The sequence below is a fragment of the Lentiprolixibacter sp. genome (assembly GCF_982873095.1).
Genome location: NZ_CEYNTP010000035.1, coordinates 1 through 15,964 on the forward strand (window position 1 = coordinate 1; position 15,964 = coordinate 15,964).

The 15,964-nt window shown below is 50.3% G+C and carries 12 protein-coding genes and 1 pseudogene; 5 read left to right on the forward strand and 8 right to left on the reverse strand.

Annotated elements, in window-relative coordinates:
• The 4 genes from AC4E7D_RS03825 to AC4E7D_RS03840 form a co-directional block, all read right to left on the reverse strand.
• A partial coding sequence (locus AC4E7D_RS03825; RefSeq protein WP_490172497.1) for a gluzincin family metallopeptidase occupies positions 1-756 on the reverse strand: 756 nt, incomplete at its 3' end.
• Positions 757-767: 11 nt separating this feature from the next.
• Entirely contained in the window at positions 768-2,399 is a 1,632-nt protein-coding gene (locus AC4E7D_RS03830; protein WP_490172486.1) for a S8 family peptidase, read from the reverse strand.
• 19 nt (positions 2,400-2,418) lie between these two features.
• Entirely contained in the window at positions 2,419-3,297 is an 879-nt protein-coding gene (locus AC4E7D_RS03835) for an SMP-30/gluconolactonase/LRE family protein (RefSeq protein ID WP_490172487.1), read from the reverse strand.
• Positions 3,281-4,141 carry an MBL fold metallo-hydrolase gene (locus tag AC4E7D_RS03840; RefSeq protein ID WP_490172488.1) on the reverse strand — a complete coding sequence of 287 codons (861 nt, stop codon included), beginning with the start codon at positions 4,139-4,141 and terminating at the stop codon, positions 3,281-3,283. The genes AC4E7D_RS03835 and AC4E7D_RS03840 overlap by 17 nt, the downstream gene beginning before the upstream one ends.
• 203 nt (positions 4,142-4,344) lie before the next feature.
• Between AC4E7D_RS03840 and AC4E7D_RS03845 the strand changes: the two are divergent.
• Positions 4,345-6,183: pseudogene (locus AC4E7D_RS03845) on the forward strand (cation:proton antiporter).
• A 3-nt stretch (positions 6,184-6,186) separates the two neighbouring features.
• Here AC4E7D_RS03845 and lepA read toward each other — a convergent pair.
• Positions 6,187-7,983 carry a translation elongation factor 4 gene (gene lepA / locus AC4E7D_RS03850; protein ID WP_490172489.1) on the reverse strand — a complete coding sequence of 599 codons (1,797 nt, stop codon included), beginning with the start codon at positions 7,981-7,983 and terminating at the stop codon, positions 6,187-6,189.
• Between the two features lie 53 nt (positions 7,984-8,036).
• Complete coding sequence (locus AC4E7D_RS03855) at positions 8,037-9,128, reverse strand: TolB family protein (protein ID WP_490172490.1); 1,092 nt, start codon at positions 9,126-9,128, stop codon at positions 8,037-8,039.
• Positions 9,129-9,163: 35 nt separating this feature from the next.
• On the opposite strand from AC4E7D_RS03855, the gene AC4E7D_RS03860 reads away from it, so the two are divergent.
• From AC4E7D_RS03860 to dusB, 3 genes are all read left to right on the forward strand, one after another.
• The gene (locus AC4E7D_RS03860) at positions 9,164-10,393 is read left to right on the forward strand and encodes a M28 family peptidase (protein WP_490172491.1); all 1,230 of its coding nucleotides are present in this window, start codon (positions 9,164-9,166) and stop codon (positions 10,391-10,393) included.
• 104 nt (positions 10,394-10,497) lie between these two features.
• The gene (locus AC4E7D_RS03865; protein ID WP_490172492.1) at positions 10,498-12,909 is read left to right on the forward strand and encodes an outer membrane beta-barrel protein; all 2,412 of its coding nucleotides are present in this window, start codon (positions 10,498-10,500) and stop codon (positions 12,907-12,909) included.
• A gap of 53 nt (positions 12,910-12,962) precedes the next feature.
• Positions 12,963-13,955: a tRNA dihydrouridine synthase DusB gene (gene dusB, locus AC4E7D_RS03870; RefSeq protein ID WP_490172493.1), complete on the forward strand. Its 993-nt coding sequence runs from the start codon at positions 12,963-12,965 to the stop codon at positions 13,953-13,955.
• Here the strand turns inward: dusB and AC4E7D_RS03875 are convergent, their stop codons facing one another.
• Together AC4E7D_RS03875 and rbfA are read right to left on the reverse strand one after the other, a co-directional pair.
• On the reverse strand, positions 13,956-15,161 hold the full coding sequence (locus tag AC4E7D_RS03875) for an ABC transporter permease (protein WP_490172494.1): 1,206 nt from the start codon (positions 15,159-15,161) through the stop codon (positions 13,956-13,958).
• 13 nt (positions 15,162-15,174) lie between these two features.
• Positions 15,175-15,564, reverse strand: coding sequence for a 30S ribosome-binding factor RbfA (gene rbfA / locus AC4E7D_RS03880; protein WP_490172495.1), 390 nt, complete (start codon positions 15,562-15,564; stop codon positions 15,175-15,177).
• A 70-nt stretch (positions 15,565-15,634) separates the two neighbouring features.
• Between rbfA and AC4E7D_RS03885 the strand changes: the two genes are divergently transcribed.
• A partial coding sequence (locus AC4E7D_RS03885) for a VOC family protein (protein ID WP_490172496.1) occupies positions 15,635-15,964 on the forward strand: 330 nt, incomplete at its 3' end.

Sequence of the window (15,964 nt, forward strand, 5' to 3'; positions counted from 1 at the left end):
CCAGGTGAGGGTTTTTCCCTTAACCCGGGGCCCTTTTGTGCCAGGGGTTTCGTAGCCATGACCTATTTCGTTGGGGTTTTGCAGGTATCCGGTACCCCCAACCACATACTTTTTATCCAGTGTAAGCTTTACATCAAAATCGCCCCAAACCCCATGGAATTCCCGTGCAATGTAGGGGTGGGCATGCCATCCTTCAAAATCGTATTCCGCCATTTTGGGATACCACTGGCTCATGGACAGGGCCACACCTTCCCGGTTCTCCCGTCCTGAGCGCCGGATCTGCACGGGGACCTGCCCCTCGAAGACCATCTCCAGGACTGTCTTTTCCCCCGGAGCTATCGGCTTAGCCAATTCCACCTCCAGAATGGTGCCTGCCAGCTCATGGGAGACCACCTGCCCATCCTGTTTCAGGGAAGTGGCCCTGAGGAAACCGATCTCCTCCGGTTTCAGGTCCGCAATCCGGCTTTTACCATTCACGCACATCCTCCGATCGGGGTCTTCAATGTTCTGTAAGCGAAGGTCCATTTCACTTCCCGGCTGAAAGGCATTGAAGTACATGTGATAGAATACACGGTCCAGCGTTTCCGGAGAATTATTGGTGTAGGTGAGCTGCTGCGTCCCCGAGTAGGTAAAATCTTCAACATTTACTTCAACCTCCATCTTGTAATCCACATGTTGTTGCCAATACGCCTGCTGCGCAGAAAGGCAGAAGGGCAGGGCAAACAACCAAAGCAAATTCAGACGTATCCTGGTCATATCTCGCATCTTTATATTTTTAAAGTTCCTTGAGCTACTTTCTCTGCCATGATCAGGGCGTTGTAAGCATTGACCATCCTGCCGGATTTGCTTATTTGATTAAAGGGCTTTGCCTTATCCGAATCTCCGGAAAGAATAACAGAAGCAGAAGACTGCAGGCCAGACTCCATCAGGATCTGTTTCACTTGCGGCGCAGTAAGTTTTGGATAATGGGATCGGATAAGGGCCGCAATTCCGCTTACCCCGGGAGCTGCCATGGAGGTGCCCCCCTGGAATTCAAATTTGTTTCCGGGAACGGTAGAATAGATGCCTCCACCGGGTGCAAAAACATCCACATTGCTCTTGCCGTAATTGGAGAAACCAGAAACCATTTTTGATCCATAGGTGTTGTTGAGCGAACCCACAGTAATTACATTGTCTGCCATTTCTGGCCCTGTCCCCACCTGATCGTTGGGATAGTTGGGGTTTTCCGGGGCATCCAGGTCATTGCCGTCATTACCAGCGGCATGTACGATCAGCACGTCCTTGGCTGCCGCATATTTTATGGCATCGTACACCCATTCTGCATTTGGGGAAAACGACTTTCCAAAGCTGCAATTGATGATTTTGGCACCATTGTCCACAGCGTAGCGAATACCCAGGGCGATGTCCTTGTCGTACTCATCTCCATTGGGGACCGCACGGATGCTCATGATCTTTACATTATTGGCCACACCATCCATCCCAAAACCGTTATTGCGTTCTGCAGCAATGATCCCGGCCACGTGTGTGCCATGGGCTTCATCAGGCACGCGGTTCATGGGGTTGCCATCGCCGTAACCGAAATCGTTGATGTTGTAGGGATCGTCCCCGACTACTTCACGGCCATTGAAGTCCACATTCAGGTTGTAATTTACCTGTTCGGTAAAGTAAGTAATCCCTTCCTCCAGTTCCTCAAGGAATTCAGGAATACTGTCTGCATAGGCATACATCTGCAGGATTACAGCTACTTGTTGGCTCAATTCCTGGTTTTCGGTCTTGATTGCGCTCACCTCTGCTTTGGTGTAACTGTCTTTTCCAAGGTGCTTTTTAACGCCTGCATCGGCATTTTTTACCGCCTGTAAGATCTGCTCATACCGTTGTTTAGCCTGCAGGGCTTGCGGGTATTCTTCATCCAGCTTTTTCCTGGCTTTAGCCTGGTAGTCGGCATCTCCGAGCCCGAGTCTCAGGATGCGTGCAAATTCCAGTTGCTCGTTATAGGAGGAGCCCAGGAAATTGTAACCATGGACATCGTCAATATAGCCATTGCCATCATCGTCTTTTCCATTTCCCGGGGTTTCGTCTTTGTTCTCCCAGAGCACACCATCCAGGTCCTGGTGGGTTAGGTCGATCCCGGAGTCAAGGACGGCTACAATCACCGTTTTTCCTTTTTTGTTCCCGATGATCTCATTGTATGCCTTGTCGACACTCATTCCGGGAATGGTATCTGCCACCAAATCAGCGTGTCCCCAACTTTTCTTTTCTTCTTCCGTAAGTTCGGACACTTTCAGGGGTACGCGATCTATATTTTCAATAGGCGTAGACACCAATTGCGTTGCTCCACAACCCCACAGCAAGAGGGCGCCAGCCATAAGGCCGAGCAGGCCCTTTCCATTTGTCATCATATTTAATATTTAATTATTATCATTCTTTTCCCGGGTACCGGGCGCGAAAAGCTTCCACGCAGCCCCGGTCTGCCAGGGTTACATAGCAGGTTTTCCTGTCCTTTCCACCAAACGTGATATTTGACGGCTTATTTCCTTTCAGGTAGATTTCATCAAGGATGTTGCCTTCTGGCGAAACGATTACAACGCTTCCTTTTTCGAAGCGGGTAATGTACAAATTTCCCTTTATATCACAGCGCATTCCATCCAGTCCAAAATCCGGAAAAGTCAACAGCAGCGTTTTATTACCAGGCACTCCATCAGGGCCAATTTCATATTTCCACACCTTGCGCTGAACCGATTCATTTATGTACAAGATATCCCCCTCAGGGCTTACCTCAATACCATTTGTGGTCCCCATGTTTTCCTCCAACAAGACCACCTTTCTTTCCGGGGTTACCATCCAGAGGTTGCCTGTATCATTGCTCCAGTTGGGATCACTGAGGTAGATCTGTCCCTGTTTCCCAATAGCCAGGTCATTGGGCTGGTTCATGGTAGAGTCTTGTGCCCAGACTCTTGGAATGTTTGTTCCCCTGGCCACCTGATATACCTTGTGACCCAGGTAATCTGCTATATACATATTGCCATCAGGATCAAACCGTATGCCATTTCCAATGCTTCCCTCAGGAAGTTGCAGGAATATTTTCCCATTCCCATTTTCATCTACCACTCCAATAGTGCCTTCATTTTCGAAATTCACTGCAAACAATTCACCGTTGGCGTTTACCGCCGGACCTTCAATCCCGGGGGTAAAGACATGTTCTGCCGTATAATCCCAGGGAACATGTACGGTTTCTGAGCAGGAATATCCGGCTGCTAAGAGCACCAAAAGAACAGCTTGTTTAAGAAAATACTTCATCAAAGCGATAGGTTTCGTTAAGGCGAACTCCCTTTTCTGTGGTTTTTAAAGTGCAGATCTCGGTGGCGGCATCGTGTTCAAGGAACAGGAAGTAGTCTTCTGCGACGGCCTTTTCTAGGAAGGCTGCTGTTTCTCGGAGCGTAATCAGTGGGCGCGTATCATAACCCATAACATAGGCCAGTGGAATATGCCCTGTGGTGGGGAGCAAATCGGCCATAAAGACCACTGTTTTGCCCTGATAAGTGATATGCGGGATCATTTGTTTTTCGGTATGCCCATCTACCGTAAGGACACCAAATCCAAGCGGGGTACTTTGCAAGTAGGATTCCCCCTTGAAATCAAGGAATTGCAATTGTCCGCTTTCCTGTATGGGAAGTATGTTTTCTTTCAGAAATGAGGCTTTCTCTCTGGGGTTGGGATGAACGGCCCAGTCCCAGTGGGCCTCATTGCTCCAATATACCGCATTGGGAAAGGCAGGCTCATAGCCGGTGCGGTCCTTGTTCCAGCGGATGCTGCCCCCGCAATGGTCAAAATGCAGGTGGGTAAGGAACACATCGGTAATATCGTCCCGGTGAAAACCGTGTTTGGCAAGGGAGGCGTCCAGCGAGTGGTCTCCCCAGAGGTAGTAATACCCAAAGAATTTCTCAGATTGTTTATCTCCCATGCCATTGTCGATAAGGATGAGCCTGTTGCCGTCTTCAATGAGCAGGCAGCGCGCAGCCATATCGATCAGATTATTGGGATCAGCCGGGTTGGTGCGGCTCCAGAGGGTTTTGGGCACTACCCCGAACATCGCTCCCCCGTCTAGCTTAAAGTTCCCGCATTCAATGGGATATAATTTCATGTATGGAAATTCAAAAGCTGCAAATTAAGAAAAGGGTATAAACCCTGCTTGCTAATTTGCTAATTTTTAAGGATTTTTTGCCTTATTCCGGGCCTTTTACGGAGCTTCATATTCCGTTTGGAATAAAAATGTTAATTTCCCCGAAACGATGTCAGAACGCTATGCCGCGATTTACCTGACTCTGGTATTGACCGGAAAAGAATATGTTAGAACTCGCTGGAATTATCATACTGGGAATATGCGCACAGTGGCTCGCCTGGAGGTTTAAGCTGCCTGCCATCCTACCCCTTATCCTCATAGGTCTTTTGGTAGGGCCCATCGCTACCCTGTACACCGAAGATGGTGCCAAGTTAATTGAACCCGTTTGGAACGGGAAAAACGGGCTCTTTCCCGGGGAAGGCCTGTACTATTTTGTGTCCCTGGCCATTAGTGTTATCCTGTTTGAAGGCGGACTTACCCTGAAGCGCTCAGAGGTGTCCAATGTTGGCCCCGTGATCACTAAACTTATCACCATTGGCACCCTGGTTACCTTTGTTGCGGCCGGACTGGCAGCCCACTTTATTTTTGAACTCTCCTGGCAGATGTCCTTTTTGTTCTCTGCCCTGATCATCGTTACGGGGCCCACGGTAATCACTCCCATTTTGCGGAATATCCCCCTGAAGAAAGACATTTCTGCCGTACTAAAGTGGGAAGGTATTCTCATAGACCCCATTGGGGCCTTGGTGGCCGTTTTGGTGTTCTAATTTATCAGTGTGGGTGTGGGGCAGGCCTATACCAAAACGGCCATGGTAGAGTTTGGCAAGATCCTGTTATTTGGGTCCACCTTCGGTTTTACCTTTGCCCATGCGCTGGCTTTTGCCATAAAAAGGAATTTCATCCCGCACTATCTCCTCAATGTGGTTTCCCTCTCCGTGGTGCTGCTTGTTTTTGTGGAATCGGACATCTTTGCCCATGAATCCGGCTTATTGGCAGTTGTGGTCATGGGAATGGTGATGGGAAACATGAACCTGCCCAACATCAAGGAACTACTGTATTTTAAGGAGTCGCTGAGTGTACTGCTGATCTCTATCCTCTTCATCCTCCTTGCGGCAAATATCAACATCAGCGATATGGAGCTGATCTTTACCTGGAAAACCGCATTGTTGTTTGCTGTGATCGTTTTTATTGTCAGGCCCCTGGGGGTGTTCCTCAGTACGCGCGGATCCACGCTTAAGGTCAACGAAAAGCTGTTTATTGGCTGGGTAGGGCCCAGGGGGATCGTGGCTGCCGGTATTGCCTCGCTTTTTGGCTCCAAGCTGCTGGCCAAGGGAGAGCCCGGGGCGGAATACATCACCCCCCTTGTCTTCATGATCGTATTGGGGACGGTATTGCTGAATGCCACTACTGCCCGGCTTTTTGCCAAAATGGTGGGGGTCTTTTTAAAGCATTCCGAAGGGATTCTTATTGTTGGGGCGTCCAAAGCCTCCCGCCTTATCGGGAATTACCTGAGGAACAACAACCGGCATGTGGTGCTGATAGACAATAACCCGTCTAACATTGAACACGCCAAGAAATTGGGCCTGGAAGCCATGACGGCTAACATCTATTCTGACTCCCTTACAGATAACATTGAATTGAATGATGTAGGCTACCTGCTGGCCATGACCGGGAATTCGGATATTAACGAATATGCAATTGAAAAGCTGGGCGAACAGTTCGGGGAGAACGGAGCGTTCAGGCTGGTGAGTGCAGATGAACTCAACACTCCGGAAAGTGTCCCAAAAGAAGGCCTGTTTTCACTGACGGACGATTTTATCAAGCTTACGGAAGCAGTACGTAAATACCCGGCCATTAACGAGATCCCACTCAAAGGAAGTGAGCACTTTATTCAATTGATCACCAAAGCGCGTGAAGACGGGGAGATCGTACCTCTGTTTTTAAAACAGCCCAATGGAAGGCTGGATATCATCAGTTCCCTGGAAGAGGGCACAACCCCAATATCAGAAGGCACCCAACTGGTCTACATGGGAAAAGTTTTTGATATTGAACAGGAGTTGGTCTAAGCCTTAGTCGTTTAGTCGAAGTACTGCCATAAAGGCTTGCTGGGGGATTTCCACGTTACCCACCTGTCGCATACGCTTTTTCCCTTTTTTCTGTTTTTCCAGCAGTTTTCGCTTACGGGTGATGTCCCCTCCATAACACTTGGCGGTAACATCTTTCCGAAGTGCCTTGATGGTTTCCCGGGCAATGATCTTGGACCCGATCGCCGCCTGTATGGGGATATCAAATTGTTGCCTGGGGATGAGTTCTTTGAGCTTTTCACACATCTTCTTCCCAATGTGATAGGCATTGTCAAAATGCACAAGGGCAGACAAGGCATCCACATGCTGGGCATTGAGCAGGATGTCTACCCGTACCAGTTTGGAGACCCGCATCCCGATAGGGCTGTAGTCAAACGAGGCATACCCCTTAGAAACCGTTTTCAGCCGGTCGTAAAAGTCGAACACAATTTCGGCCAGGGGCATATCGAAGGTAAGCTCTACACGTTCTGTGGTGAGGTAGGTCTGATTGGTGATCTGTCCCCGCTTGTCGATGCAGAGCGACATCACATTTCCTACAAAATCAGCCTTGGTGATGATGGTTGCCTTGATATAAGGCTCCTCTACCCGGTCTATGGTAGAAGGGTCGGGCAGGTCTGAGGGATTATTGACGATAATGGGAACATCAGGCTCCTTGGTGGAATAGGCGTAATAACTCACGTTGGGCACGGTGGTGATTACGGTCATATCGAACTCCCGCTCCAGCCGTTCCTGAATGATCTCCATGTGCAACATGCCCAGGAAGCCGCATCGGAACCCAAAGCCCAGGGCAGCACTGCTCTCAGGCGTGAATACCAGGGAGGCGTCATTGAGCTGCAGCTTTTCCATGGAGGAGCGCAATTCCTCAAAATCCTCCGTGTCTACGGGGTAGATCCCGGCAAACACCATGGGTTTTACATCCTCGAACCCGGCAATTGCTGTCTGCGTGGGATTTTTTGCATCGGTAATGGTGTCTCCCACCTTTACTTCCCGGGCATCCTTGATCCCGGTGATGAGGTAACCCACATCCCCTGTTTTAATAATTTGTTTTGGATGTTGTTGTAATTTCAGGGTGCCGATCTCATCAGCATAATAGGTTTTGCCGGTGGCAAAGAATTTAATGTGTTGCCCTTTTCGTATCTCCCCGTTTACTACCCTGAAATACGTTTCCACCCCGCGAAAGGGGTTGTAGACTGAGTCAAAAACAAGGGCCTGTAAAGGGGCTTCGGGGTCACCTGCCGGCGCGGGCACGCGCTCAATAATCGCCTCGAGGATGGCTTCAATCCCAATACCGGTTTTCGCACTGGCCGGGATAACTTCTTCGGGTTTACACCCCAGCAGGTCTACAATATCATCTGTGACTTCCTCCGGGTTGGCGCTGGGCAGGTCTACCTTGTTCAGTACCGGGATAATTTCCAGGTCGTTTTCCAGGGCCAGGTAGAGGTTAGAGATGGTCTGCGCCTGTATGCTCTGGGCGGCATCTACGACCAGCAATGCCCCTTCACAGGCGGCAATGGAACGGGACACTTCATAGGAGAAATCTACGTGCCCGGGAGTGTCGATAAGGTTCAGGACAAAGGGCTCCCCTTTGTAGGTGTACTCCATCTGAATGGCGTGGCTCTTGATGGTAATACCCCGCTCACGCTCCAGGTCCATATTGTCCAGCAACTGCTCCTTCTTTTCGCGTTCTGTCACCGAACCGGTAAAGTCCAGCAACCTATCGGCCAGGGTACTCTTACCGTGGTCGATATGGGCGATGATACAGAAGTTGCGAATATTTTTCATTTCCTTTTTCCAGCAATTTTAATGGAAGCGCAAAGATAAGGTTTTTTAGTGCCTTAGTCCTGCCACTCCGCAATAAAGAGGTTGGTGTCGCGGGTTCCACCATTGAAGCGATTACTTGAGAACGCCAGATACTTCCCATTATTGGAAAATACGGGGAAGGCATCAAAGGTGTTATCGTAAGTAACCCGTTTCAGGTTTCTCCCGTCGATATCGATCATATAAAGATTGAACTTATAGCCTCCGGTCTCAAAATTACTGGAGAACAGGACCTTATCCCCTGAAGGGAGGAAGAAAGGGCACCAGTTGGCATCGCCAAGAAAGGTAAGCTGCCGGAGGTCGCTCCCGTCTGCATTGCAGATAAAGAGCTCCATTTCCGTGGGTTGTACCAGCCCCTGAGCGAGCAAATCCTTGTATTCTTTAATGGCTTCTGGCGTCTTGGGCCGTGAGGCCCGAAAGATGATCTTGCTCCCATCCGGGGAGAAGAAGGCACCCCCGTCATACCCCAGTTCATCCGTGATCTGTTTTACATCAGACCCGTCCAGGTTCATGGTGTACAGCTCCAGGTCGCCGCTACGTGTCGAGGTAAAAACGATCTTGTCTCCCTTAGGGGAAACCGTGGCCTCGGCATCATAACCCGGCATATCAGTGAGTTGGTCCACGATATTTCCCTCGAGGTCAGACACAAATATGTCAAAGGAATCATAGACCGGCCATACGTATTTCCCGTTTATCCTCAGGGGCACTTCCGGGCATTCGGGATCTGCCAGGTGGGTGGATCCATATACATAGTGCTTGTTGTCTGGAAGGAAATAGGCGCAGGTGGTCCTTCCCAATCCGGTACTGATCATGGGCGGGATAGAGTCCTGAAAGGTTTCCCCAACGTTCATGAGGAACATCTGGTCACATTCCATGCCCCAGTTTTTGTTGTCCGACTGAAAGACCAACATACTGTCGTCAAAGCTCCAGTAAGCTTCCGCGTTGTTCCCACCAAAGGTGATCTGCCTTAAGGACTTGAAGTGCTTTTCCTCAGGATAGATCAGGCTGTCTGATCCGGCCACCAGGGATTCGGTCTCCGGCGCATTTTTAGGTTCGTTTTTACAGCTGAAAACAAAGGTTAACCCCAATAAAAGCAGGATAATTCTCATAAGATGTCTAATTTTGTGCAAAAATAAACCCAAATATGAGGAATAGTGTACTTCTTGCCGTAATTCTTGCCATCTTTTTTTCCTGCAAATCAGAAAAATCCACTAGCGTAAGCCTGGAGGAAGACGTTGCCCTGCTGGCCAGTGATTCCCTTGCAGGAAGGGATACCGGCACACCGGAGGAGCTGGAAGCAGCGGCCTACCTGCAAAAGCGTATGCAGGACCTTGGCCTGGAACCCAAAGGCAATGCCGGGACGTATTTCCAGACCTTCACTTTTACACCCAAGACCGACCCGCACAAGGAAGTTCAATATACTACTGCAGGTGACGGTACGGTTACCGGGACGAATGTTATTGGGTATATCGACAACCAGGCCGAAAACACGGTGGTGATCGGGGCGCATTTTGACCACCTCGGCATGGGCGGCGAGGGTTCGCTCTACCGGGGGGAAGAACCCCAGATCCACAACGGGGCAGATGACAATGCCAGCGGAGTGGCTGTGATGCTGCAGGTGGCCGATTCCCTCAGGGATAAGTACACCGGAAACAATTACCTGATCATCTCTTTTTCAGGTGAGGAAAGGGGCTTGCTGGGATCCAATTATTTTGTCAAAAACCCCACTATTGACCTCTCTAAGGTGAGTTATATGCTGAACATGGATATGGTTGGGCGGCTCCGGCCAGACAGTACGCTGTCGATCAGCGGTACGGGCACCGCACCCATATGGAACCAATACCTGAATGTATTAAACAAGGACTTTAAGCTGGTGCTCAAGGAATCTGGCGTAGGCCCTTCAGACCACACCTCTTTTTACCTGCAGGACATCCCGGTGCTCCATTTCTTTACCGGGCAGCACGAGGATTACCACAAGCCTACTGATGACGCAGACAAGTTGAACTATGAGGGCATGGAGAAGATCACCTCTTATATCGTGGAATTGATAGGAGAATTGGATGACGATCCCAAACTTGCCTTCCGAAAGACCAAAAATGAGAGCGAAGAAGTTCCGCGTTTTAAAGTAGCCATGGGCGTTATTCCGGATTATTTGTATGACGGGAAAGGCATGCGCATCGATGGGGTGAGCGAGGACAAGCCCGCACAGAAAGCAGGACTGCAGAAAGGCGACATTGTTATACAGCTGGGCGATAGCACAGTCACCGATATGATGAGCTACATGCGTGCCCTTTCCGCCTTTGAAAAGGGCGATGCCACTACCGTAACGGTAGAACGGGAAGGCAAAACCGTTAGCGCCAAGATCGTTTTTTAGTAGGAAAAACCAACAAAAAAACGAGCTCCGATCAGCTAAAATATGTTGGGAAATAATGGCCGGAAAAATATAATTCATAGATTTGGAGAATAACCTACCGAACTGTGAAATACCCCCTGCTTATCTTTTTGGGCCTGATGCCCATATTTTTAGCTGCCCAGACGTTTTCACTGTCTGGCCGGGTTAAAGACGCACAGGGGGCACCCTTACCCTTCGCGAACACCATCTTGTACAAGACTTCAGACAGCACACAGGTTACAGGGATCTCTGCCGATGAGGACGGCTTCTTTGTCTTAAAGGGCATCCCAAAAGGGCTCTACTATCTGCAGGCGCGGTATTTCGGATACGAATCCCGACTGGTGGCCCTGGAGATAAGTTCCAACCTGAAGATTGGGGCCATCGTCCTGGAACCCAACGGGAAGTGGTTGGATGAGGTTGTTGTTAGCGGGCAACGGCCTACCATAACGCGCAAACCTGACCGGATCGTCTTTAATGTGGAAAACACCGTTTTCGGGGAAGGGAACAGTTGGGACATCCTTCGAAATGCGCCGGGGGTGGTCCTCATCCAGGAAAGCCTGGAGATCCGGGGTAAGAAAGCCACCGTCTACCTGAACGATCGCCGTTTACAATTGTCAGAGTCCGAAGTCCTGGATTTCCTGAAAGGCCTTTCCGGGGACCTGGTCTCCTCGGTAGAGGTCATCCATAGCCCACCGGCAAATTATGAGGCGGAATATGGTTCTGTGTTGAATATACGCACCAATACCAATGTAAATCCCGGTTACAAGGGAAATGTGCGTACCCAGTATACACAAGCCGTATTCCCGAAGTATAGCTTTGGGACCAGCCACTTTTTTAAGGGGGAGAAAGTGGGCCTTTTTGCGAACTACGTGATCAATCCAAGGAAGGAATTCCGAAAGGGAAATACCCGGGTGAATTTCATCAATGACCAGAACGATATTTTTGCACGCTGGAATACCGACCTGGAACGGACCACCCGCTCCCAGGCCCAGCAAGCCAATCTAATCCTGGATTACAACCCTTCTGAGAAGGACCGGTTCAATTTCACCTCCAGCCTGAGCTATTCCCCGAATAGGGTGATGAACTATGAGGTGGAGACGAAAATGAGGAATGCCAGCGGGGCACTGGATTCTACCCTGCAAAACCAAAGCCGCATAGAAGAGGACCAGCTCAACCTTTCTTTTGACCTGAGTTATGAACGCAAGCTGAATGAAAAAGGCGCAAACCTGAAAGCCAATGCGCACTACACCTACTATGAAGTGGACAAACAACAAGTGGGGTCCAGTGATTATTTTGACGCCACAGGGAATTTCCTCAGGAATTTCGGGTTTTCTTCAGACGCTTTTCAGGGGATCGACATTTATACCGGGCAGGCGGATTATTATACCCCATTGGAATCGGGGAGTTTTGAAGGAGGCGTAAAAATGTCCCTTATAGAATCGGGTAGCCGGATCGACTTTTTTGACGTCAACGATACCCAACCGCCTTTTGATATCGACCTGTCTGACAATTTCTCTTATCAGGAACGGGTATTGGCCGCTTATTCCAGTTGGTCCGGGGATTGGGAAAAATGGTCACTAAAACTGGGCCTTCGCGCCGAACAAACCGACGTGAAAACACGTTCCGAAACCCTTTCACAAACTAATACCCAGAGTTATCTGGAGCTCTTCCCAACCTTTTACCTCACCCGGCGCCTGGGCGAGGACAATAGCCTGACCTTCGACTACAGCAGGAGACTGACCCGACCTAATTATTCTGATCTCAACCCCTTCCGGTCCTTCCTGAACGAGAACGATTTTGATCAGGGGAATCCGCGGCTCGTGCCAAATTTCAGTCATGAATTCAACCTGAATTTAAACATCAAGGACACCTGGTTCTTTGACCTTTACTACCGGGATAATGGCCGCTATATTAGCAACCTCAGTTTCCAGGACAACGTCAACCAGTTGGTCAGGGAAAGCTTCCAGAATGTACAGGAGAGCTATTCCTATGGCCTCGACCTGACCCTCTCCACGCCCATTACTTCGTTCTGGTACCTGTATGCCTATAATTCTGTATTTTTTGAGGTGGAGACCCTGCTGGCTGAAGAGAGTGTAATCGATTTCTACACCAACAGGGTATCCGGGTTTTACACTAACCTGAACAACTCACTCACCCTCAGCAAGGACCGTACGTTCACCGGGGAGGTCTCCTTTAATTATGTAAGTGGGTTTCTCGACGGATCCTATAAGATGTCTGAATACCTGATATTGAATATGGGCCTTCGCAAGACGTTCTGGAACAACAGGGCTGTGCTCTCGCTTACCGCCGAGGACCTTCTGGGCAGGGCAAATGCCAGGTTCACCTCCCGCTATGCCAATCAGGACAATTCCTTTAGGATCGTGCCTGAGACCCAGTTTGTAAGGCTGGGCTTTACCTACAATTTCGGGAACTTCAGGCTGTCTAACAACCAGCGTACGCTTCAAAAATCCGAGCTTCAACGGCTTGAAAACGAGTAAATTCCTGCTATTTCCGGCTTTATTTTTAATTTTGCGCCACTTAGCTGGTCGATATGCCTAAGATCGGAGACATACAACTACCGGATTTTCCGCTTCTGCTCGCTCCCATGGAGGACGTGAGCGACCCACCTTTCCGTGCCCTTTGCAAGGAACAGGGGGCCGATGTGGTGTATACGGAATTCATCTCCTCCGAAGGCCTGATCCGCGACGCTGCCAAAAGCGTGATGAAGCTGGACATCTATGAGAAAGAGCGACCCGTGGGCATACAGATCTTTGGGGCCAACCTGGATTCCATGCTGCGTTCCGTGGAGATCGTGGAGCAGTCTAACCCGGACATCATCGACATCAATTTTGGCTGCCCGGTTAAGAAAGTGGTTTGTAAAGGGGCCGGGGCCGGCATCCTGAAGGATATCGACAAGATGGTAAGCCTCACCAAGGCCATGGTGGAGCACACCAAGCTGCCAGTTACGGTGAAAACCCGACTGGGGTGGGACCACAACTCCATCCGCATTGTTGAGGTGGCCGAGCGGCTGCAGGATGTAGGCTGTAAGGCCATTGCCATACACGGGCGTACCCGTGCGCAGATGTACAAGGGAGAGGCAGACTGGCACCCTATCGCTGAAGTAAAGAACAACCCGCGTATGCATATCCCGGTCTTTGGGAACGGGGACGTCTCTTCCCCGGAAGCGGCAAAACGCATGCGGGACGAATTTGGTCTGGATGGGGCTATGATCGGCCGGGCCAGCATTGGCTATCCCTGGTTCTTCAAGGAAGTAAAACACTACCTGAAAACAGGGACTCATTTAGCTCCGCCGACGATGGAGGAGCGTGTGGAAGCCGCAAAACGCCACCTGCAAATGGCGATCGACTGGAAAGGGGAGAAGCTGGGCGTGTTTGAAACCCGACGGCACTACACCAACTATTTCAGGGGCATCCCCAATTTCAAGCCGTACCGGCTGAAAATGGTTACCAGCGACGATTCGGCCGATGTGTTTGCCGCCTTTGAGGAAGTACTGGAGAAATTCGGGGACCACCAGTTTGCCTGATCAGGCCAGCAATTTCTTCGTGACCCGCCTGCTGGCGATCTTGGAGGCGATGAGCCCCAGGATGACGATGGTAGCCAGTACAATCAAAACATTAGTGAACTGATATTCCACCGGATAGGCCAGGGAAGGGGTGATCTTTAGCCAGCCAAAGGCCAGTTGGGAACCAATGAGCAGGGACCCGATGACAATCCCGATGACCCCACCTGCACTCGTAACGATGACTCCCTGTACAAAGTAGATCCTCCGGATTTCCCTCAGGGTGGTACCCAGGCTGTAGAGGGTTTTGGAGTTCTGTTGCTTGTCCAGGATCATCATGATGATGGCCCCCACCACATTAAATAGGGCGATGATGAGCACCAGGGTAAAGATGAGGTAGGTGGCCAGGTTTTCTGTATTCAGCATGCGGTAGAGGGTACTGTTGAGTTCCCGACGGGTTTTGAGTTGCACCTCCGGTCCAAGGATTTCCGCAAGGGCAGCTGCCACCTCATTCGGGTTGGCTTGCGGGACCAAACGAAAATTCACACCGGAAAGCTGGGTGCTGTCTTTTTCGAGCAAGGCCTGTACCAGCCGTAGGTCTGTGAAGACGTATTTTTTATCCAGGTTTTCCTCCAGGGCATATACCCCGCTGAGGACCAGGGAGAGTTGGTTATACGGTTTGGCATTGAACCCCTGTGCACTGAGCGAACCTTCCCCGGGTTTTGGGGCAAGGACCACCAGGGGGTTGCGAAAATCGTCCAGGGTGAGCCCCAGCAGGTTGGCAATTCCCAGGCCCACCACGCCCTTCTGGTTCTCGATCTCCCAACTGCCCCAATAGATAGTGCTGTCGATCTGTGTGGCGGAAGCGTAGACCTCATCAACCCCTTTGATATAGGCCACATCGCTTTTTTGCCGATGGGTGAGGTACACCCGTTCTTCGATCTCCCGGGAGAAGCTGGTTATGCCTTCCACTTCCTCAAGTGCATCTTGCTGTTCCCCGGATAGCTGGAAAAATTTACCGGAGGCAGGCACGGCTTTGAGGTCGGGGTCAAAGGTGTTGCTAAAAGAGAGGCTGAAGGTTTTCAACCCGGCAAAGCCGGATAGCACAATAAAGAGGGCTGCAGAACCTATGACGATGACCAGAAAGGTGATAAAGTTGATCACGTTCACCGCATTCTGGCTGCTTTTGGAGCGGATATAGCGCCTTGCGATGTAGAACGGGAAATTCACGTGATGCTGGGGTTTAGGATTTTTTGCGCCGGGGCAGGATCTCCGGGTGCTCTATGGGGTTTTCCCCTTCTTTGAGGCTTTTGTCTATGTTGTCTATATAGTCCAGTGAATCGTCCAGGAAGAACAGCAGTTCCGGGGTGCGCCGCAACTGGTGTTTGGTGCGCTGGGCCAGCTCGTGCCTAATGCCGGGGGTGCTGGCTTTGATCTCCTCCAGGATGTCTTTGGCTTTAGCCGTGGGGAAAATGCTCACATATACCTTGGCGATGGAAAGGTCTACGGTCACCGAAACCTTGGAAACGGAGATCAGGGTGCCTGGTGCGCCTTCGGTGGCGGCCCGCTGTAAGATATCGGCCAGGTCTTGCTGGATAAGGGCCCCTATTTTTTTCTGTCGCTGTGTCTCCATGGGGCAAAAATACGGCAAATAATGCGTAATTTTAAGGGACAGCCGTCTATAGGCGCAAGTGTTGAAAAATATGAGGAAAATAGAACATATCGGGATTGCCGTAAAGGACCTGAAAGCCTCCAACGAACTGTTTAGCAAATTGTTTGGGGAAGGGCCGTATAAGGAAGAAGAGGTGGCCTCCGAAGGGGTAAAAACCTCCTTCTTTGCCTCGGGCCCCAACAAGATCGAATTGCTGGAGGGCACCCGGCCAGACAGTCCCATATCGAAATACATCGAAAAGAAAGGGGAGGGCATCCACCATATTGCCTTTGATGTGGAGGACATCTATGCGGAGATCGAAAGGCTGAAGGGGGAAGGCTTTGTGGTGCTGAACGAAACCCCAAAGAAAGGGGCAGACAAT